Below are 18,884 nucleotides of genomic sequence, written 5' to 3'. Positions count from 1 at the left end.
CAGCCGCCCCGTGGTCACTTCTGCGCGAATGTCATGCCTTTCAGCCGGATCATGCCGTCCGGATAGGGCGTGAAGCCCTTCACCTTCTTGGCCAGCGCGAAGGGCCAGGGCTGGTAATAGTTATACACCCCGGGCAGCTCGTCCTGCAGGATGGTCTGCGCCTGGTCGTAGATGGCGCGGCGCTTGGCTTCATCGGGCACGGTGCGCGCCTCGTTCAGCAGCTTGTCGACCTCCGGGTTGCAATAGTGGCCGTCGTTCAGCGCGCCCTTGCAGGTGACAAAAGCGTGGATATTGCCGTCCGGATCCACCCGGCCCGACCATCCCAGCATCACGACCTGGAAATTGCCGCCGGCCGATTCCTTCTGCAGCGCCGCGTACTCCGTGGGCCGCAGCGACAGGTCGAAACCCGCCTCGGACGCCATGGCCTGGACGATCTCGGCGATCGACGAGGTGGTGGTGTTGTTGCCGAACATGACCTCGGCCTTCACCCGGTCGAAGCCCGCCTGCTTGAGCAGCGCGCGGGCCTTGGCCACGTCGCGCTTGGTCGGCGGGAACTTGTCGCTGTGGTAGGGGCTGGCGGGCGGGAACGGCTGCTGGGCCGGGTCGAAGATGCCGCCGCCGGCCACTTCGCTGATGGCGTTGCGGTCGATGGCGTACTGGAAGGCCTGGCGCACCAGCTTGTTCTTGAACGGGTTGTCCTCGGCGCGCTTACCGTTGGCCACGTTGAACATGAACTGCTGGAAGCCCAGGCCGGCCACGGGCGCGAACGTCAGGCTGGCGTCGCTCTTGACCTGCGGCACGTCGGAGGGATTCAGGCGTTCCAGCATGTCCAGGTCGCCCGCGCGCAGGTTGGACAGGCGCACGGTGGTGTCCGGGATCGGCAGGAAGGTGACGCGCTTGAAGGCGTAGTCCGCCGCGCCGTAGTACTTGTCGAATTTCTCCAGCACGATGCGGTCGTTCTGGATGCGCTCGACGAACTTGTACGGCCCGGAGCAGATGGGCTTGCGCCCCACGGCCGCCACGTCGTCGGTAAAGGTCTTGGGCGACAGCATCATGCCGGCGCGGTCGGAGAGCTGGGCCAGCAAGGTGGCGTCCGGCTTCTTCAGCGTCAGCACCAGCGTGGCGGCGTCCGGCGCCTCGACCTTCTCCACCGAGGCCAGCTCGCCCTTGCGCAGGCTGTCCGGCAGGGTCATGGCGCGTTCCAGGTTGGCCTTGGCGGCCGCCGCGTCGAACTTCGTGCCGTCGTGGAACAGCGCGTCCTCGCGCAGCTTGAAGGTCAGCACCTTGTTGTCGGGGCTGAACGACCACGACGTGGCCAACTGCGGCACGAAGTGCAGCTTGGGGTCGATATCGATCAGCTTGTCGCACAGCGACGTGAAGACGATGCGGCCCACGTAGGTGCGCGCCCGGTGCGGGTCCAGGACGTCGGGATCTTCCTGCAGACCGATCCGCATGTTCTGGGCGGACGCCGCGCCGGCGGCCAGGGCCAGCAGGCTGGCGCCGAAGGTCAAGGTCAAGCGTTTCATTGTGTTTATTCCCCTTGTGGTTGCAGTGCGTACATATTTTGCCGCAGCGTGGGGGCTTATCAGAACCCCACGGCCTGGCCATCGCGCCGGCTATCGCTGGCGGCGACGTAACCCAGCTCGTTGTCGCTTTCGGACATGCGCCAGATGAACTGGCCTGCCCCGAAATCCATGTAGGGATCGTCGACGGACTTCAAAGCATGCCCGAGGTCTTTCAGGCCCGCAATGGTGGAAGCCTTCATATTGGTCTCGATGTCCAGCGTGAAATCGCGGTTGACCTTCCAGCGCGGCGCGCAGCAGGCAGCCTGCGGATTCTGGTGGTAGTCGATCATGCGGATCACGGTCTGCATGTGGCCTTGGGGCTGCATGTCGCCGCCCATCACGCCGAAGCTCATGACCGGCTTGCCGCCCTGGGTCAGGAAGCCGGGGATGATGGTGTGGAACGGGCGCTTGCCGCCTTCGACCACGTTGGCCGACTGCGGGTCCATCGAAAAGCCCACGCCGCGGTTCTGCATGCTGATGCCGGTGCCCGGCACGACCACGCCCGAGCCGAAGCCCATGTAGTTGGACTGGATGAACGAGATCATCATGCCGTTCTCGTCGGCGGCGGTCAGGTAGATGGTGCCGCCGGCGTGCGGGCGGCCGGCCTCGAAGTGGGTGGCGCGGTCCAGGCGGATCAGCTTGGCGCGGCTGTCCAGGTAGGCATCCGACAGCATCTGCTCGGGCGTGACCTGCATCGAGCGCGGATCGGCCACGTACTTGTACAGGTCGGCGAAGGCCAGCTTCATGGCCTCGATCTGGACGTGTTGCGATTGCACCGAATCCACCGGCATGTCGGCCATGTCGAAACGTTCGACGATGCCCAGCGCGATCAGCGCGGCGATGCCCTGCCCGTTCGGGGGGATCTCGTGCAGCTCGTAGCCGCGGTACGACTTGGAGATCGGCTTGACCCATTCCGGGCGGTAGCCGCGCAGGTCTTCCAGCGTCATCGCGCCGCCGCACTCCTTGCTGAAGGCGGCGATGCGCTCGGCCAGCTCGCCTTCGTAGAAGTCGCGGCCCTTGGATTCGGCGATGCGGCGCAGCGTGTTGGCGGCGTCCGGGAAGCGGAAATGCTCGCCCACCTTGGGCGCGCGGCCCTCGGGCAGGAAGGCCTGTGCATAGCCGGGCTGCGAACGCAGCTCGTCCGCGGCGGCGGCCCACTTGTGCGCCACCACGGGCGGCACGGCGTAGCCGCGCTCGGCGATCTCGATGGCGGGCTCGAACAGCTGCTCGAACGGCAGCTTGCCCAGTTTTTCGTGCAGCGCGGCCCAGCCGGCCACCACGCCCGGCACCGTCACCGCATCCCAGCCGCGCTTGGGCTGGATGGCCAGGCCATTGGGGCCCACGCCGTACTTGCGCTTGAAGTACTCGACGTTCCAGGCGGCCGGCGCCACGCCGGACGAATTCAGTCCGTGCAGTTCCTTGCCGTCCCAGACGATGGCGAAGCAGTCGCCGCCCAGGCCGCAGGAAACCGGTTCGACCAGGACGATCGTGGCGGCCGCGGCGATGGCGGCGTCCACGGCGTTGCCGCCCTTGAGCAGCATGCGCAATCCCGCCTGGGCCGCCAGCGGATGCGACGTGGACACCACGTTGCGGGCGAACAGCGGAATGCGGACGGAAGGATACGGGTTGCCCCAGTCGAAGGATTTCATGTCGCTAGTCTCATAACGGGTTAGTGTTCATAGGCCCAGGCGAAAGTACTCTTGTGCTCTAATTAAATCAATTTGATTTTTTGTTCCGTCATAAAAGATTTTTTTATGAGTACGATCCGTTTCCTGCGCACTTTCCTGGCCGTCGCCCACCATGGCTCGTTCTCGGAAGCCGCCGAGCAGGTGGCCCTGACCCAGGCGGCCGTCAGCTTCCAGATGCGGGCGCTGGAGGCGGAGCTGGGCCGGGAACTGTTCGACCGCAGCGGCCGTCTTGCCATTCTTAACGCAGCCGGCCGGGAATTGCTACCCGAAATCAAGCACTTGCTGGATCTCTACGACCGCATGAGGCTGCCGCGCACCGTCCCGGGCGAGCTGGCGGGCTCGGTATCGGTGGGCAGTATCGTGTCGTGCATGGGCGCCCTGTCCAAGGTGGTGTCGGGCATGAAGAAGCGCCATCCCAGGCTGGACGTGCGCATCCTGTCCGGCAAGGCCAGCGAGCTGGCGGGCAAGGTAGAGGACGGCGAACTGGACGCGGCCTTCCTGGTGGAGGCCGGCCGCAAAATGGCCAGCACCCGCTGGACAGCGCTATATGAAGAAGAGCTGGTGGTCATTGCGCCGCGGTCCGCGCCGGGCGAGGATGCGCGCCAGGTGCTGGCGGCCAATCCCTTCCTGCGTTTCGACCGCACCCAGCGCACCGGCCTGCAGATCGACCGCCTGCTGCGCCGCCTGGCGGTGCCGCTGGACGAATTCCTGGAACTCAACGCGATCGAAACGCTGGTGGAGCTGGTGCGCCAGGAAGTGGGCGTGACCCTGCTGCCCCTGATCCATGGTTCCAACTGGCAGCAGAGCCCCGAACTGCGGATCCTCCGGCTGCCGCCGGACCTGGGGCCGCTCGCGCGCTCCATCGGCATGCTGGAGCGGCGCGAACACGCCCGCCAGGGCATTACGGCGGCAATCTGCGCGGCCTGCGCCGCTGCCTTCCAGGGGCGCGACGCGCAGACTGCCGCGTAGTTACAGCGCCATCGCGGGGTCCGTCACCGAGGCCTTGCCGGTTTCCACCCGGCCGGCGAAACGGCGCTGGTAGGCGGGGTCTTCCTGCAGGGTCGCGGTGAAGTCGTACCAGCCGCCGCTGCCCGCCAGGGCCCAATGCTGCTCGACCTGCCCGCCCGCCGGCACCGTGAACGTCCAGCGCTCGTGGTTGGCGTAATAGGCGTTGGGCGCGACCACGAAGGTGCAAGGCGCCTGGCCGCCATTGACGAAGCTGACGTAGATGTCGCCGTTGGCGACGTCGTAGCAGACGCGGATCTCGGCATCCAGGCCCGCTGTGCGCGCCAGCGCCAGGTCGCCCGCGAAGTGCCGGTGGTAGCCGTTGGGGCCCAGCACCCACAAGTCGTACTTACCGCCATCGGCCGCGGCGTCCCAGCTGCCTTCCAGCTGCTTGTTGGACTCCACCGTGTAGCGGCGCGGCAAGCGGTCCAGGTGCAGGCGGTCATACACATGGAAGACCGCCGCGGCGGCGCCCGTGTTGGCGCAGATCAGGCGCATGGCGCCCGTGCCGGGCTGGGCGCGGCCGCTGGTGTGCAGCTCGTAAGGCAAGGCGCGGGAGTAGCGCACGCCCTTCTCCTGCACCGGGCGGGCCTGGGTGGACGGGTCCGGCAGCGGCACGGCGGTCAGCGCCTGCTGGTCGGCGCGCACCTGGTCGGCGCCCGCGCGGGTCAGCAGGTTCAGGTCGGGCAGCTTTTCATCGTTGGGCGTGGCGAAGTTGAAGGCCGAAGTCAGGTCGCCCAGCACGGCGCGGCGCCAGGGGCTGATGTTGTCCTCGGCCACGCCGAAGCGCGTTTCCAGGAAGCGCAGCACCGAGGTGTGGTCGAAAGCCTGGGAATTGACCCAGCCGCCGCGGCTCCATGGCGACACCACGTACATCGGCACGCGCGGACCGGGGCCGTAGACGCGGTTGTCGGCGGCGTCCTGGGCGGAGGGGCGCGTGTGGCGCTCCAGGTCGGTGTTCACGGTGGAGGCGCCTGCCATCGAGCCGTCCGGGTTCAGCGAAGGCGCGGCGGGCGGCGGCACGTGGTCGAAATAGCCGTCGTTCTCATCGAAGTTGATGAGCAGCACGGTCTTGCTCCAGACCTCCGGATTGGCGGTCAGGGCGTCCAGCGTTTCCTGGATGTACCAGGCGCCCTGGATGGGGCTGGACGGGCCGGGATGCTCGGAATAGGTGGCGGGCGCCACGATCCACGACACCTGCGGCAAGGCGCCGTTCATCACGTCCTCGCGCAGCGACTGCAGGAAGCCGCCGTCGGGCATGGTGTTGGCCGTGCCCTTGTACAGCGGATTGGCCGCGTCCATCGCCGGCGTCCAGGCCGGATACGGAGAGCCGTTGGCGCCGTTGCCCGCCAGCTCGTTGGCGCGGCGGTATTGGCGGAACCCGGCCAGCGGGTTGTCGCCGAAGTTCTCGGGCAGATTCTGGTAGACCTTCCAGCTTACGCCCGCTTCCTGCAGGCGCTCGGGATACGTCTTCCAGGTCCAGCCGGTGGACGAAGCGCCCAGGCTATCCCATTGGTTGCGCGTGGACGGGCCGTTGCCCTGCGCCAGCGGATCGTTGGTGCCGGTCCAGTGGAACAGGCGGTTGGTGTTGGTGCCGCCGTGCGTGGAGCAATGGTAGGCGTCGCACAGCGTGAAGGCTTCGGCCAGGGCGAACTGGAACTCCACCTCTTTCTGGCGGTAATAGCCCATGGACTGGTTCTGCTTGTAGCGCGGCCACTGGTCCATGCGGCCGCCGTCCCATGCCATCTGCGCGTCCATGTAGTCGTGCGGCGTGCCGGCTACGCGCTGGGCGTTGCCCTGGGTGCTGTCCAGGTGATAGGGCATCACCACTCGCGTGCCATTACTCTGCTCCCAGACCGAGCGCTGGTCGGGCAGCGGGATGGTGATGCGGTCGCCGAAACCGCGCACGCCCTTGAACGTGCCGAAGTACATGTCGAAGGAGCGGTTTTCCTGCATCAGGATCACCACGTGCTCGACATCGTTGATGGTGCCCGTGCGGTTGTTGGCCGGTATGGCCAGCGCGCGGCGGATGGCGGGCGGGAACATCGACAGCGCGGTCAGCCCCGCGGTCGAGGCGGCGGCGTTGCGCAGGAACCGGCGCTTGCCGGCGTGGACCTGGTCTTTATCGGACGTCACGGATTCTATTCCTATGGATTCGGGGAAAGCGGGCTCAGGGCGCGCAGCGCAATTCGGGCTTGGCGGGCGTGGGCGGCACCGGGGTCGGCGTCTCGGGCTGGCCGCCGTTGCCGGGAGCCTCGCCGCTCTCGCCGTCGTCGCCGCCGCAGGCGGCCAGCGTGGCACTCAACATCAACACCGCGCCCAGGCGCAGGAAACCGCGCAAAATCATGGACATGCTCATCGTTTTCTATCCTTGGAACATCAGGGAAACAGTTCGGAAACGGACTTGCCGGACAGGGCCAGGGACTTCACCTCGTCTTCCGTCAGGGCGCGCGACCAATAGGCCAGGTCGTCGAAATACATCGTGTACGGGCCCTTGGTGCCGGCGCAGCAGATGCCGTAGGTGCCGCGGCCGTCCTCGTTCAGGCCAAGGTGCGGGCCGTAATTGCCGGCCACCTTGCTGAGATCGACCGAGCCCGTGCCGATGGTGCGGCTCGAAAAGCCCAGCTCGCTGTCGTAGACCCAGGCGGTCATCGTCTTGGCCGTCTTGTCGACGGTCATCGCGATGTAGACCGGCTTGTTCGGCGTGAACTTCACGCCGTTGATGTCGACCCGCGCGCCGCCGCCCGCCAGGTTGAAATACAGCACCGGGCCGGCCCACTGCGCGATGGTGATGCCGGGATTGCCGCCGGAGTTGTAATCCTTGTTGCCCACGATGGAGCGATCGTTGGCCGTGCCGTCGGACTGGTACCAGAAGCCGATGGTGAAGGCCGATGCCGCGTCGAGCATGCCCGCCGGATAGTCCAGCTTGAAGGCGCCGATGGGATCCGCGCTGCGGTCGTTCTTGAACATCTTGCCGAATACGCCCGTGTCGGCGTAGGCCGGCGCCTGGACGCCGTCGTACGGCGTGATGGCGCCGCCGCCCGCGGCCACGTCCGTGACGTTGCCCTCGAAGGGGAACAGCATCGTCAGGCCGGTGCGCAGCGAGGCCAGCAGAGGCAGGGGCTTGGTATAGATGACCGTGGCGCGCACCGCGCTCACGGCGCTGCCCACGGACAGGCTGTAGTTCAGCGTGTGCAGGCCTTCGGTGTCGAACGACAGGTTCTTGTCGACGTATTCGGCCGCCGTGCCCGGCACGCGCGCGATCTCCACTCCGTCGCGGCTGATCGCGATATCGCCCGCGGGCTCGCCCACGCGCACCCAGTTCAGCGTCACGCTCTTGTTGTCCATGGAGGTGCGCGCCGAGGCGTTGCGCAGGGCCAGAGATCCGGAGAGCGAAGCGCCCGCCATGTCGTAGCCCGCCGGGGCCGGCAGCGCGCCCAGATGCTCCAGCAGGGTCGGCGTCACGTCCGCCGCGCTGGGCAGCGCATACCAATTGTTGTCCCACAGTCCGTCGAACGAGGCGTCGTCGGCGCTGCCGCCCAGAAGCGCCGGCTGGTTCGCGGCCAGCAGGATCGTCTTGTTGGAAGAGAAAGGCCGGCCGTCGCTGGCGCCGGTCTTGCCCAGGCCATGGCTGGACGCCACGACGACCAGCCAGTTCTCGCCCGGATGATCCGCCTTGCGGTCGGCGATCTGCTGGGCCAGCGTGCCGATCGCGGCGTCCGCGTGGCGGATGGCCTCGTCATATGCGCCGCCGAAGCCCGATTCCGATGCGACGCGCTCGGGCGCGCCGAACTGCGCCACCACCACGTCATAGCCTTCCGTGATGCGGTCGCGCGCCTGCGTGGCCACGCAATCGTCGACGCCCGCGCAATCGGTCAGCGCCTGCAGATAACCCGCGTCGCGGTCGCCGCTGACCAGCCCGGCCAGCATGGTTGAATTGAAGGCGGCTGCGGTCCGCGCCTCGGGCAGCGCCGACTTGACGCGCTGGAACAGCGTGGGCGTCTTCATGACTTCGCCTTGCACGCTGAAGCGCACGCCGTGCTGATCGGCCCATTGGCCCGTCAACAGCGTCGCCCAACCGGGCGCGGGCAGCGTGGGCTGTTGCGTCACGGCGCCGGTCACGCCACCGGTCCAGGCGCGCGTGGCGGTCAGCTGGCCGATATTGGCAAGAGACTTGTCGGCCACGCCGCGACGCATCGCGTCATAGGTCAGGCCATCGACGCCGATGAACAGCACCTTGTCGGCGCGGGGCTGATCCGGCTGGGTCACCGGAGGCTGCGTCGGCGGCGGCGCCGTGGCTTCGTCGTCATCGTCGTCGCTGCCGCCGCAGCCAGCCAATACGCTGGTCGCCAGCAACGTGGCACACCATTTTCTCCAATCCAATGCTTGCATGCTTCTCTTCTCGCTTCATGAACAGGGTTTTGCGTTGGCGCACATAGTGGCCGCCAAAAGTGAAAGGCCCGTGAAGCGAAGAAGAGAAAGCCTGATCGACGGATCAGGAATCTTTTTGTGTCCTGGTAGTGTCTGAGTGTCAGACACCCGGGGGGCGTTGGAGTGGAATGAAAGGGCAATGCGTAGGGGTGTCTGACACTTTCTGGCCGCCGCATGCTCTGTCAGGTGTCCGACACCCTGGTGCGCCGCCCACCCCTGCACGATGCCCGTCAAAGGGTGTCTGACACCACACCACCCGCCGCATGCTCCGCCAGGTGTCTGACACCCTGGTGCGCCGCCCGCCCCTGCACGACGCCCGTCAAAGGGTGTCTGACACCACACCATCAACGCTCACCATCCTGTCACACACCCCCGCTATAGTCCCCGCCTCGACCCCAGCCGTTCCGTACCCCATGTCCCTCTCCCTGCGCTCCGCCCTGCCCGCCGCGCCCGCGGCGTTTCGTGTCATCGCCATACTTGCATTGGCCGCCGGCGTGGGGGTGTGGGGGTCGATCCTGCTGGCGCCGCGGCCCGGCCCGCTGCCGCCGGCGGTGTCCGCCGCGACAGCACCTCGCGCGGTCGACAACGGGCCCGTGGCGGTCTGGTTCGGCAAGGACGAAGCGATGCGCACGCAGATCACCGTGCTGGGCGTGATCGCCGCCGGCCCCGACGGCGCCGCCGTCCTCAGCATCGACGGCGGCCCGCCCCTGGCCTGGCGCGTCGGCAACGAAGTGGCGCCCGGCATCGTGTTGCGCGAGATCGCCGCGGACGCGGTGACCGTCGAACAGGCCGGGCGCGGCAGCCGGCTGGCCGCGCCCGCCGCCCAGCCCGCGCCCGCCGGCATCGCGCGCGCGGGCTGAGTCGAAGCAAAACCCCGACGCCAATATTGCTGTCATATTTCATGACCACAATCCTCGGCTTCTACTGAAGACCGGAGTTGCAAAGTGCGTCAGTTACCGCGCGGGCTTGCCCGCCAGCAAGGTTTCACCCTCATCGAGATCATGGTGGTGATCGTGATCATGGGGATTCTTGCGGCGCTGATCGTCCCCCGCGTGCTGGATCGTCCCGACCAGGCGCGCCAGGTCGCGGCGCGGCAGGACATCGCGGGCGTCATGCAGGCGCTCAAGCTCTATCGCCTGGACAACGGCCGCTACCCCACTACCGCCCAGGGCCTGCGCGCGCTGGTGGAAAAGCCGCAGGGCGTAGCCAACTGGCGCGGCTATCTCGACAAGCTGCCCAACGATCCCTGGGGCCATCCCTACCAATACCTGAGCCCTGGCGTCAAAGGCGACATCGATGTGTTCTCGTTCGGCGCCGACAACAAGCCCGGCGGAGAGAACGGCGATGCCGACATCGGCTCCTGGGAACTCTGAGCGCGGCTTCACTCTGGTCGAAGTCCTGGTCGTGCTGGTGATCGTCGCCATCGCGGCCAGCATGGTTAGCCTTTCCGTCGGCCGGGGCGAAAACCGCCTGCGCGGCGACGCGCAGCGCCTGGCCGACGCCTTCACCGTGGCGCAGAGCGAGGCACGCAGCGACGGCCGCCCGATCCGTTGGTTGCCCAGCGGGCAGGGCTGGTCGTTCGAGCGCCGGGGCCGCTTGCCGGGCGCCAGCGCCGAGGAAGACGCGCCCCTGCCCGTGGACAGGATGGAACGGGACGACGTGCTGCGTCCGCAAGCCTGGTCGGCCGGCGCGGTGGAGCTGCGCCTGGATCCGGACCGTCCCCTGGTCTTCAACACGGAATGGGTGGCCGCGCCCATCACGCTGACCCTGCGCGCCGGAGACGCCCGCGTCATTCTCCAGCGTGACGCCGCGGGACGCTATGACATCCACTGAAACGCCCCGCCCGCCCGGCCGCGAACGCGGCTTCACGCTCATCGAAGTGCTGGTGGCCCTGGCCATCATCGCCGTCGCGATGGGCGCGGCGTTGCGCGCGACCGGCGTCATGGCGGCCAACAGCCGCACACTGCAGGACAAGACGCTGGCGTTGCTGGCTGCACAGAACGCGCTGGCCCAGTTGCGCCTGGAACAGGTCCTGCCGCGCGCGGGCACGCGGACCGTGCCCTGCGAACAGGGAGGCCGGGCGCTGCGATGCGACCTGGAGTTCACGAATTCGATGAACCGCAGTTTCCGCCAGGTATCGGTGCGGGTCCGCGATGAGTCCGCATCGCGTCCCGACGCCGTCCTGCTGCAGCTGGACGGCCTCTTGTCCGGTGTCCGATAGCCATGCGTCCACCCTTCCGCTCGCAAGCCGGCTTCACGCTGATGGAGGTGCTGGTGGCCCTGGCGCTGATGGCGCTCGTCAGCATCATGGCCTGGCGCGGCCTGGCCAGCGTGTCCGGCGCCCGCGACCGCATCGAGGAGCAGGCCGAGGATACCGACGCCATCGTGCGCGCGCTGGGCCAGATCGCGCGCGACGTGGAGCTTTCCTACACCGGACCGGCCTTCGAGGCGGGCGGCCAGGACGTCCAGGCCTATACCAGCGGCCTGCGCCTGCTGCGCCGCGCGGCCGGCGGCCAGACGCTGGAAGTACTGCGGCCCGATCCGGACGGCAACGGCCTGTGGCAGCGCGTGCACTGGCAGGTGCGCAAGGACGGCCTCTGGCGCGCGGCCGGGCAGTCCGGAGCGCGCAGCCCCTTGCCCGCCCCGGACGGCGGCATCCTGCTGCTGCCCGGGGTGCGTACCCTGAAGCTGCGCGTCTGGATGCCGGGCAGCGGCTGGGTCGACGCGGATGCCAGCCTTGCAGCCTTTCCCACCGGAATGGAGATCACGCTAGAGCGCGGCGCCGCCGCCGCGCCACAGCGCTTCAGCCGCATCCTGGAGCTGCCGTGAGGACCGCCAGCAAGCGCGAACGCGGCGCGGCCGTCATCAGCGCCCTCATCATCGTCGCCATCGTCGCGGCGCTGACCACCAGCCTCTTCCAACGCCAGACCGCCAGCACCCGGCGCGTGGAAAATGAACTGGCGCGGGTGCAGGCGCGCGCGATGCTGGCGGGCGGGATCGACTGGGCGCGGCTGGTGCTGCGGGACCACGGCCGGCGCGAGCCCATCACGCGCGGCGACCAGATCTGGGCCACCCCCATCCTCGACACACGCATCGAACGGCCCGGCGACGACCGGGTCGCCGTGTTCTCGGGGAGGGTCCAGGACGAGCAAGGCAAGTACAACCTCTACAACCTGGCCAGCAACGGCGTGCCGCAGCCCGGGCAGGAGCAGGTGCTGCGCCGCCTGTTGAACCTGCAGCAGTTGCCCGACGCGCTGGCCGCGCAAATCATCGACATCGTCGCGGCCGCGCAACCGCCCGCGCCGGCCTCCGACGCGGCGTCCACGCCGCAGGAGCGGCCCGGCGCCGCCCTTGGCGCCCGCGCGCCGCTTCCCCGGGGCGTGGACGAGATCGCCGCCCTGCTGGCGCTGGACCCGCCCGCGCGCAACGAACTGCGCCGCACGATGACGGTGCTGCCCGAGGCCACGCCGGTCAACGTCAACACAGCCCCTCCCGAAGTCATCGCCGCCCTGGTTCCGGGAATGTCGCTCAGCCAGGCCCAGGCCATGACGGGCGAGCGCGATCGCGGCAACTGGTTCAACAACGCGGGCGACTTCGCCAACCGCCTGGCCGGCACCGGCGTCAAGGGCGCCGCGCCCGCCGTCGCCACCAACAGCGGCTGGTTCCTCGCCACCGGCACCGTCACCTACGAACGCGCGCGGATATCCATGCACGCGCTGATGCGCAGCTCCCCGCCAGCCGCGCCCGAGACGCTATGGACAAGAGAAAACCCTTGAAGAACACTTTGCGCATCGCGCTGCCTGCCCTCGCCGAATTCGGCGAGGATTCCCCCCTGCCCTACGCCTGGTTCGACCGGCGGGGCCGTTGCGCGCGGCAGGGCGAACTCGCGCTGCGCGCCCTGGGCCACGCATACCCGCAGGCCTCCTGCGAAGCCGTGCTGCATCCGGAGGACGTGATCGCCACCACTGTGCAGATCCCCGCCGTCGCCCGCGCCCGCTATGCCGCCGCCGTCCAGGGCGCGCTGGAACCGCTGGTGCTTAGCGACCTGGACGCGCTGGCGATCGGCCACGGCCCCCGCGCCGCCGACGGCTCCGTGCCGCTGGCCTGGGCGGCGCGCGAACCGGTGCGGCGCGCGTGGGGCCTGTTGAATGCGCAGGGCCTGCGCGCCCACGCCCTCATCGCGCCGCAAACCCTGGGCCTGGACACGGCGGCGCCCTTACGCGATCCGGCCGATCCGCGCTGGCTCGCGCCCTCTCCCTCCTGGTCGCTGGCCATGCCCCAGCTGGCGCCGGCGCGCGCTTCGCGCTGGCGCCCTGCCTGGCGCTGGGGCGCGGCGGCGGCGGCCGTATGGATAGGCGGGCTGAACCTCTACGCTTCCCAGCTGCAGTCCGAGGCGGATGCGCTGCGGGACGGCATGCGCCGCCAGGTGCTTGCCGCATTTCCCGACCTGCCCGTCGTGCTCGACCCCGCGCGCCAGGCCCAGCAGGGCCTGGAGGCGCTGCAAGCCAGCCGGGGCTCAGCGAGCGCGGCCGACTTCCTGCCGCTGGCCAGGGCCGTGGCGCAGACGCTGCCCTTCGCCGCCGACAAGGTTGCCCGCCTGACCTATGCCGATCAGGCGCTCACGCTGCAACTGGCCGATGCCGGCGAACAGTCCCAGCGCGTCGCCGAAACCCCCGCGCTCATCCAGCAGGCCGCAGCCCTGGGCCTGAAGCTGGAGCGCGCCGACACCGACCACACCTGGCGCATCGTGCGCGCCCAGCCATGAATACACTCTCGCACCGCCTGCGCGCCGCCTGGCAATCCGTCCGCAAGCCCCTGGATCCCGCGCTGGCGCGCGCCCGCCTGCGGTATCAAGCGCTGGCGCCGCGCGAGCGCCGCCTGCTGGCCGGCGCCGGGCTCGCGCTGGGTGCCGCGCTCGCCTTCGTCGGCCTGATCGAACCGCCCCTGAACACGATGCGCAAGCTCCATGCGGAACTGCCGGCGCTGCGCGCGCAAGCGGCCACCGTGGCCGACCTGAGCGCCCAGGCCATGACGCTGCGGAGCCGCTCCGCCACGCCCGCGGGCACAGTGCCGCCGGCCGCCGAGCTGGCCGCGTCGCTGGAACGCGCCGGACTTCCCGCCGCGCAATGGACGCTCGGCGAGCCCGAGGCAGGCCCGGGAGTGCTGTTGACCTTGGCCCAGGCGCCCTCGTCCGCGCTGCTGCGGTGGCTGGACGGCGCGGCCCGCGACTGGGGGCTTGCCGTCCGGCGCGTCGACCTGGCTCGCGCCGCCAACGCCCACGGGCGTCCGCTGCCGGGCCTGGTCAATGGCAAGGTGGAGCTGGCCCCCCCGTCGACGCCGGAGCGGAGCTGACATGGCCGGATCGCGTTTTTCCCGGAAGAATGCGGCGCTGCTGCTGGCCGGCCTGGCGTGCGCGGCGGCGGCCACGGCCGCCGTCCTGCCCGCGCGCTGGCTGTTCGCCATCTTGCCGGCCGACACGCCGGTCACGCTGGCGGACGCCAGCGGCACGCTGTGGCGCGGCAGCGCCTGGATCGCACTGGGCCCGCCGGGGGCTCGCCGCATGCTGCCGCAGCCGGTGCAATGGCAATGGCGCTGGGACGCGCTGGCCATCGAGATCTCCCATCCCTGGTTGCAGGGCCCCGTGCGCGCCAGCCCCGCCTGGAATGGAGTATCGCTGTCCGCCCAGGCCTTGCGCGCGCCCGCCTCCGTGCTGGCCGCGCTGGGCGCCCCATGGAACACGCTCGCGCCCCAAGGCATGCTGGAGATATCCTGGCAGCCGCTGCGCCTGGGCGCAGTCCTGCCTCCGGGCCCGCTGGCCGAGCTGCGCTGGCGCAACGCGGCCACTGCGCTCGCCCCCGTGGCGTCCGTCGGCACCTACCTGCTGCGCGTGCAAGGCGGAAAAGGCGGCGCCACGCTGGCATTGAGCACGGAAAACGGCCTGCTCGACGTGACCGGCCAGGGCAGCGCCAACGGCCGCGGCCTGCGCTTCCAGGGCAAAGCGAGCTACGCGAGCTCGGCAGGGGAATCCGACCGCGCCGCGCTGGACGGGCTGATGTCCATGCTGGGGCGACGCTCGGGCGATACGGTGGCGTTCGGAACCTGAGCGCCGCGGGCCCTATGCGTCGCGTGTGACGCGCACGATTTCCTCGGGCGAGGTCTGTCCGCCCTCCACCCAGCGCCGCCCATCCTCGCGCATGGTCCGCATGCCCGAAGCCACGGCCGCGCGGCGCAGCTCGCGCTCGTCACGGCCTTCGTGGATCAACCGGCGCGCCTCATCGTCCACGGTGAAGAGTTCGTGGATGCCCGAACGCCCGCTATAGCCCGTGTGATTGCACGCCGCGCAGCCCACCGGATGGAACACCCGCTCGCCATCCTGCATGGCCGGCTGCTTGCACTCGGGGCACAATTTCCGCACCAGCCGTTGCGCGAGCACGCCCAGCAGCGACGAGGCCAGCAGAAAGGGTTCCACGCCCATATCGGTCAGCCGGGTCACGGCCGAGACCGAATCGTTCGTGTGCAGGGTCGCCAGCACGAGGTGGCCCGTCAGCGACGCCTGCACGGCGATCTGCGCGGTTTCCAGGTCACGGATTTCGCCGATCATGATCACGTCGGGGTCCTGCCGCAGAATGGCGCGCAGGGCCAGCGCGAAGCTCATGTCTATCTTGGCGTTCACCTGCGTCTGGCTGATACCCGGCAGGTCGTACTCGATCGGATCCTCCACGGTTAGGATGTTGCTGGTGGCCGCGTCCAGCCGGCTCAGCGCGGCGTAGAGCGTGGTGGTCTTGCCGCTGCCGGTGGGCCCGGTCACCAGCACGATGCCGTGCGGCTGCCGGATCAGGCCGTCCAGCTGGCCCAGCACGCCCGAGGCCATGCCTAGTTTCTCCAGCTGCAGGCGGCCGGCCTCCTTGTCCAGCAGGCGCAGCACGGCGCGCTCGCCATGCCCCGTGGGCAGCGTCGACACCCGCACGTCTATCGGCCGGCCTCCCACTCTCAGCGCGATGCGGCCGTCCTGCGGCAGGCGCTTTTCGGCGATGTCCAGGTGCGCCATGATCTTGATCCGCGAAATCAGCGCGGCATGCAGCGCCTTGCGCGGCGACACCACGTCGCGCAGCGTGCCGTCGACGCGGTAGCGCACCACCGAGTGGGTCTCGAACGGTTCGATGTGGATGTCGCTGGCCCCGTCGCGCGCCGCTTGCGCGAACAACGCGTTGATCATGCGGATCACGGGCGCGTCGTCCTGCGCTTCCAGCAGGTCCGCGACTTCGGGCATGTCCTGCAGCAGGCGGTCCAGGTCGATCTCGTTCTCGGCCACCCCCATGACCGAGGCCGCATCCTCGGAATGGCTGTAGGCGGCCGTCAGCAGGGTTTCCAACGCCTCGTCGTCCACCTGGGCCAGGGCGATGTCGCCGTGGCAGCGCCGGATCTCGCGGACCGCCCAGTCCGGTGTGCGCGGGCTGACCGTCAGTTGCGCGCGCCCTGCCCGCAGCGACAGCACCGCGCGCTGCGCGCGGGCCCAGGCATAGGGCAAGGGATGAGAGCTCATAGCTGCGACACCACTTCGCTCTTGTAGCCCAGCTCGCGCAGGAGCGCGGTCGCTGTGGAAATCGTGCCCGGATCCCTGGCCACCTGGCTGCGCACCACGTAGCCCATGCCGCCCGGACCGAGCTGCACGTAGGCCTGCAGGCCGCTCGCGCGGACCCGCTGCGCGATCTTGTCCGCGTCGGCCCGCGCGTCGACGGAAGCGAATTGCAGGGTGGCGCTGCTGCGGTCCGCCTCGCCATAGAGCGAATCCGGATCCACCGCCACGCTCACGCCGCGAGGCAGGTTCACCCGTATGGGCAGCGATGGGTCGCTGGCCTGCGCCGCCGCGGGATACTGCCGCACCGCGAAGGACTCCACCGTGACGGGCGGCGGACGGCGCATCGTCTCCGCCAGCTGTTCCGGCCGCATGTCATACGCGTTGTTGGACACCGAAGGCGCCGATCCGGGCGGCGGCAGCAACGGCGCCTGCATGTCCGGCAGCAGCCAATGCTTGCCGGGCTGAGCGGCCCCCTGGGCGCGGCGCATGTAGTCGTAGCGGTCCATGGTGACGCTGGCGCTGCGGCGCGCGTCGCGCACTACGTAGGGCCGCAGGAACACCATCAGGTTGGTCTTGGTGCGCTTGCGCGTGTCGTAGCGGAACAGCGCGCCCAGCACCGGGATCGACCCCAGGCCCGGGACGCTGTCCGAACTGAGCGACACGCTGTCTTCCAGCAGGCCGCCCAGCACGATGATCTGCCCGTCGTCGATCAGCACGCTGGTGTCGATGGCGCGCTTGTTGGTCACGATGCCGGTGGTGGACGAGGAACGGGCCTCGTCGATGCTGCTCACCTCCTGGTAGATGTCCAGCTTGACCGCGCCGCCCTCGGAAATCTGCGGCCGGATGTTCAGCTTCAGGCCCACGTCCTCGCGCTCGATCGTCTGGAAGGGATTGGAGCTGCCGTTGCTGCCCGAGGTCACGTACTGTCCCGTCACGAAAGGCACGGTCTTGCCCACCAGGATGCTGGCCGACTGATTGTCCAGGGTCAGCAGGTTCGGCGTGGACAGGATGTTCGCCTCGCCCGTGTTCTGCATGGCGCGGGCCAGCACGCCCAGGTTGATCACCTCGTTGCCCAGCACGTCCACCGTGCCCTTGACCACGCCCAGGCTCAGGCCGTTGGCGAGCGCGTCGATGGAAGACGGGCCCGTGCCCGTAATCCCGCTGCCGCCCAGGTTGGTGCCGCCGATGAAGCTGGTGCCGCCGCTGTTGATATTGCCGGCGCCCGTCATCCACTGGATGCCGAATTCCGCCGCCTTCTCTTCGCTCACTTCCACGATCAGGCTTTCCACCAGCACCTGCGCGCGGCGCTGGTCGAGCTGGTCGATCACTTCCCGCAGGCTGCGGTACAGCGGCTCCGGGGCCGAAATGATCAGCGAATTGGTGGCGGGGTCGGCCTGAATCGTGGCGCCGCCCGCCGAGTAAGACACCGCCTGCGTGCCGCCGTCTTCGCGCGCGATGCGCTCCTGCTCGCCCGACAGGCCGCCCTTGCCGGAACCGGACCCGCCGGACATGCCCAGGCCCGCCTGCGCCATGTTGTTGCCCGCCGTGTTCTGCGCACGCGCGCCGGACTGCGCGGCGCCCGTTCCTCCCGCGGTATTGGCCGCGCCGGGCGCGGAGTTGGCCTGGCCCGCCAGCAGCCCGCCCAGCACCTCGGCGATGCGCGTGGCCTGCGCATTGCGCATGTACACCACGTGCAGATTGCCCGCGCGGTTCTGCTGCGCGTCGAGTTTCATGATCAGGTCGCGGGCAAGCCGCGTGCGCGCCGGGCTGCCCGCGCGGATCAGCACGCTATTGCTGCGCGGATCCGCCACGACGGCAATGCGTTGCGTCGGATCGCTGCTTTGCGTGTCCAGCAGCTGCGCCGCCAGCACGGCGATGTCGGACGCGATGCCCGAACGCACCGGCACCACGTCCGTATCGATGGAACTGGGCACGTCGATGCGCGCGATGACGCTCGCGATCCGTTCCAGGTTGTCCGCGTAGTCGGTCACGACCAGCGTGTTGTTGCCCGGATAGGCGTTGATGGGATTGTTCGGCGGCACCATCGGGCGCAACACCGGCACCAGGTTGGCCGCGTTCTCGTACTTCAGGGGAAACACGCGGGTCAGCATTTCGCCGCCGCGCCCGCCGGAGCCCTTCGTGAACGCAGACACGGGCACCGGCGCCGGCGGCCTGCCCGCGCCTGCCGAAGCGCTCGCGGCCGGCCGGGGGTCGCCCACCACCGCGCTGCCCTGCAGCTTGGCGTCGGCCTCGGGCACCACCCGGGTCACACCGTCGACGTCGACAATGGCGAAGCCCTGCAGGCGCAATGCGCCCGTAAGCATCGCCAGCGCCTGCCCGCTGTCCACGGGCCGGTCCGAGACCAGCGTGAGCTTGCCCTTGACGCGGGGATCCACCAGAAAGTTGCGCTGCGTGAATAGCGACAGTGCGCGCAGCACGGCGGGAATGTCGGTGTCGACGAAATTCAGGCTGACGCGATTGTCGGCCTGTTGAGCGTAGGCCGTGCTGGCCGCGGGTCCGAGTTGGCTTGCCGCAAGCAAAACCGCAAGGCTGAATTGCGCGAAGTGACGCATGACGGGATCAGTGCCTGAAACGTGAAATCGAGTGAAAAAACGT

17 protein-coding genes are annotated in these 18,884 nt (G+C 69.0%); 10 read left to right on the top strand and 7 right to left on the bottom strand.

What is annotated here, in order from left to right; all coding sequences use genetic code 11:
* Positions 1-14: 14 nt before the first annotated feature.
* Together JL37_RS17390 and ggt are read right to left on the bottom strand one after the other, a co-directional pair.
* On the bottom strand, positions 15-1,526 hold the full coding sequence (locus JL37_RS17390; protein WP_043545672.1) for an ABC transporter substrate-binding protein: 1,512 nt from the start codon (positions 1,524-1,526) through the stop codon (positions 15-17).
* Positions 1,527-1,585: 59 nt separating this feature from the next.
* Positions 1,586-3,214: a gamma-glutamyltransferase gene (gene ggt, locus JL37_RS17385; RefSeq protein ID WP_043545671.1), complete on the bottom strand. Its 1,629-nt coding sequence runs from the start codon at positions 3,212-3,214 to the stop codon at positions 1,586-1,588.
* A 105-nt stretch (positions 3,215-3,319) separates the two neighbouring features.
* On the opposite strand from ggt, the gene JL37_RS17380 reads away from it, so the two are divergent.
* Positions 3,320-4,222, top strand: a complete 903-nt coding sequence (locus JL37_RS17380) for a LysR family transcriptional regulator (RefSeq protein ID WP_043545670.1) — start codon at positions 3,320-3,322, stop codon at positions 4,220-4,222.
* Here the strand turns inward: JL37_RS17380 and JL37_RS17375 are convergent, their stop codons facing one another.
* From JL37_RS17375 to JL37_RS30530, 3 genes are read right to left on the bottom strand one after another with little or no spacing between them, the layout of a single operon-like run.
* Positions 4,223-6,394, bottom strand: a complete 2,172-nt coding sequence (locus tag JL37_RS17375; RefSeq protein ID WP_043545668.1) for a phosphocholine-specific phospholipase C — start codon at positions 6,392-6,394, stop codon at positions 4,223-4,225.
* A gap of 34 nt (positions 6,395-6,428) precedes the next feature.
* Positions 6,429-6,617 carry a hypothetical protein gene (locus tag JL37_RS17370; RefSeq protein ID WP_043545665.1) on the bottom strand — a complete coding sequence of 63 codons (189 nt, stop codon included), beginning with the start codon at positions 6,615-6,617 and terminating at the stop codon, positions 6,429-6,431.
* A gap of 20 nt (positions 6,618-6,637) precedes the next feature.
* Positions 6,638-8,650, bottom strand: a complete 2,013-nt coding sequence (locus JL37_RS30530; RefSeq protein ID WP_156124330.1) for an alkaline phosphatase family protein — start codon at positions 8,648-8,650, stop codon at positions 6,638-6,640.
* Between the two features lie 452 nt (positions 8,651-9,102).
* Here JL37_RS30530 and JL37_RS17355 point away from each other — a divergent pair, with 452 nt between their 5' ends.
* The 9 genes from JL37_RS17355 to gspN all read left to right on the top strand — a co-directional run bounded on the left by JL37_RS17355 (position 9,103) and on the right by gspN (position 14,792).
* Positions 9,103-9,549: a general secretion pathway protein GspC gene (locus tag JL37_RS17355; RefSeq protein ID WP_043545664.1), complete on the top strand. Its 447-nt coding sequence runs from the start codon at positions 9,103-9,105 to the stop codon at positions 9,547-9,549.
* Positions 9,550-9,633: 84 nt separating this feature from the next.
* Positions 9,634-10,062, top strand: coding sequence for a type II secretion system major pseudopilin GspG (gene gspG, locus JL37_RS17350; protein WP_043545663.1), 429 nt, complete (start codon positions 9,634-9,636; stop codon positions 10,060-10,062).
* A complete protein-coding gene (gene gspH / locus JL37_RS17345; RefSeq protein WP_043545660.1) occupies positions 10,034-10,522 on the top strand; it encodes a type II secretion system minor pseudopilin GspH in 489 nt (162 codons plus the stop codon). The genes gspG and gspH overlap by 29 nt, the downstream gene beginning before the upstream one ends.
* Positions 10,509-10,910, top strand: coding sequence for a type II secretion system minor pseudopilin GspI (gene gspI / locus JL37_RS17340; protein WP_043545659.1), 402 nt, complete (start codon positions 10,509-10,511; stop codon positions 10,908-10,910). Before gspH ends, gspI begins: the two co-directional genes overlap by 14 nt.
* Positions 10,911-10,912: 2 nt before the next feature.
* The gene (locus JL37_RS17335) at positions 10,913-11,518 is read left to right on the top strand and encodes a type II secretion system protein J (protein ID WP_043545658.1); all 606 of its coding nucleotides are present in this window, start codon (positions 10,913-10,915) and stop codon (positions 11,516-11,518) included.
* A complete protein-coding gene (gene gspK, locus JL37_RS17330) occupies positions 11,515-12,465 on the top strand; it encodes a type II secretion system minor pseudopilin GspK (protein ID WP_043545657.1) in 951 nt (316 codons plus the stop codon). Before JL37_RS17335 ends, gspK begins: the two co-directional genes overlap by 4 nt.
* On the top strand, positions 12,462-13,454 hold the full coding sequence (gene gspL, locus JL37_RS17325) for a type II secretion system protein GspL (RefSeq protein ID WP_043545656.1): 993 nt from the start codon (positions 12,462-12,464) through the stop codon (positions 13,452-13,454). The genes gspK and gspL overlap by 4 nt, the downstream gene beginning before the upstream one ends.
* A complete protein-coding gene (gene gspM / locus JL37_RS17320) occupies positions 13,451-14,041 on the top strand; it encodes a type II secretion system protein GspM (protein WP_043545654.1) in 591 nt (196 codons plus the stop codon). Before gspL ends, gspM begins: the two co-directional genes overlap by 4 nt.
* 1 nt (position 14,042) lies before the next feature.
* Complete coding sequence (gspN, locus tag JL37_RS17315) at positions 14,043-14,792, top strand: type II secretion system protein N (RefSeq protein WP_043545652.1); 750 nt, start codon at positions 14,043-14,045, stop codon at positions 14,790-14,792.
* A 12-nt stretch (positions 14,793-14,804) separates the two neighbouring features.
* Here gspN and gspE read toward each other — a convergent pair whose 3' ends face one another.
* Positions 14,805-16,232 carry a type II secretion system ATPase GspE gene (gspE, locus tag JL37_RS17310; protein WP_043545651.1) on the bottom strand — a complete coding sequence of 476 codons (1,428 nt, stop codon included), beginning with the start codon at positions 16,230-16,232 and terminating at the stop codon, positions 14,805-14,807.
* The gene (gene gspD, locus JL37_RS17305) at positions 16,229-18,841 is read right to left on the bottom strand and encodes a type II secretion system secretin GspD (protein ID WP_043545649.1); all 2,613 of its coding nucleotides are present in this window, start codon (positions 18,839-18,841) and stop codon (positions 16,229-16,231) included. The genes gspE and gspD overlap by 4 nt, the downstream gene beginning before the upstream one ends.
* Positions 18,842-18,884 lie beyond the last annotated feature (43 nt).

This window comes from Achromobacter sp. RTa (assembly GCF_000757485.1).
GTDB lineage: Bacteria > Pseudomonadota > Gammaproteobacteria > Burkholderiales > Burkholderiaceae_B > Achromobacter.
The sequence above is the reverse complement of the archived record's forward strand: the minus strand, read 5'-3'. Positions and strand labels throughout refer to the sequence as shown.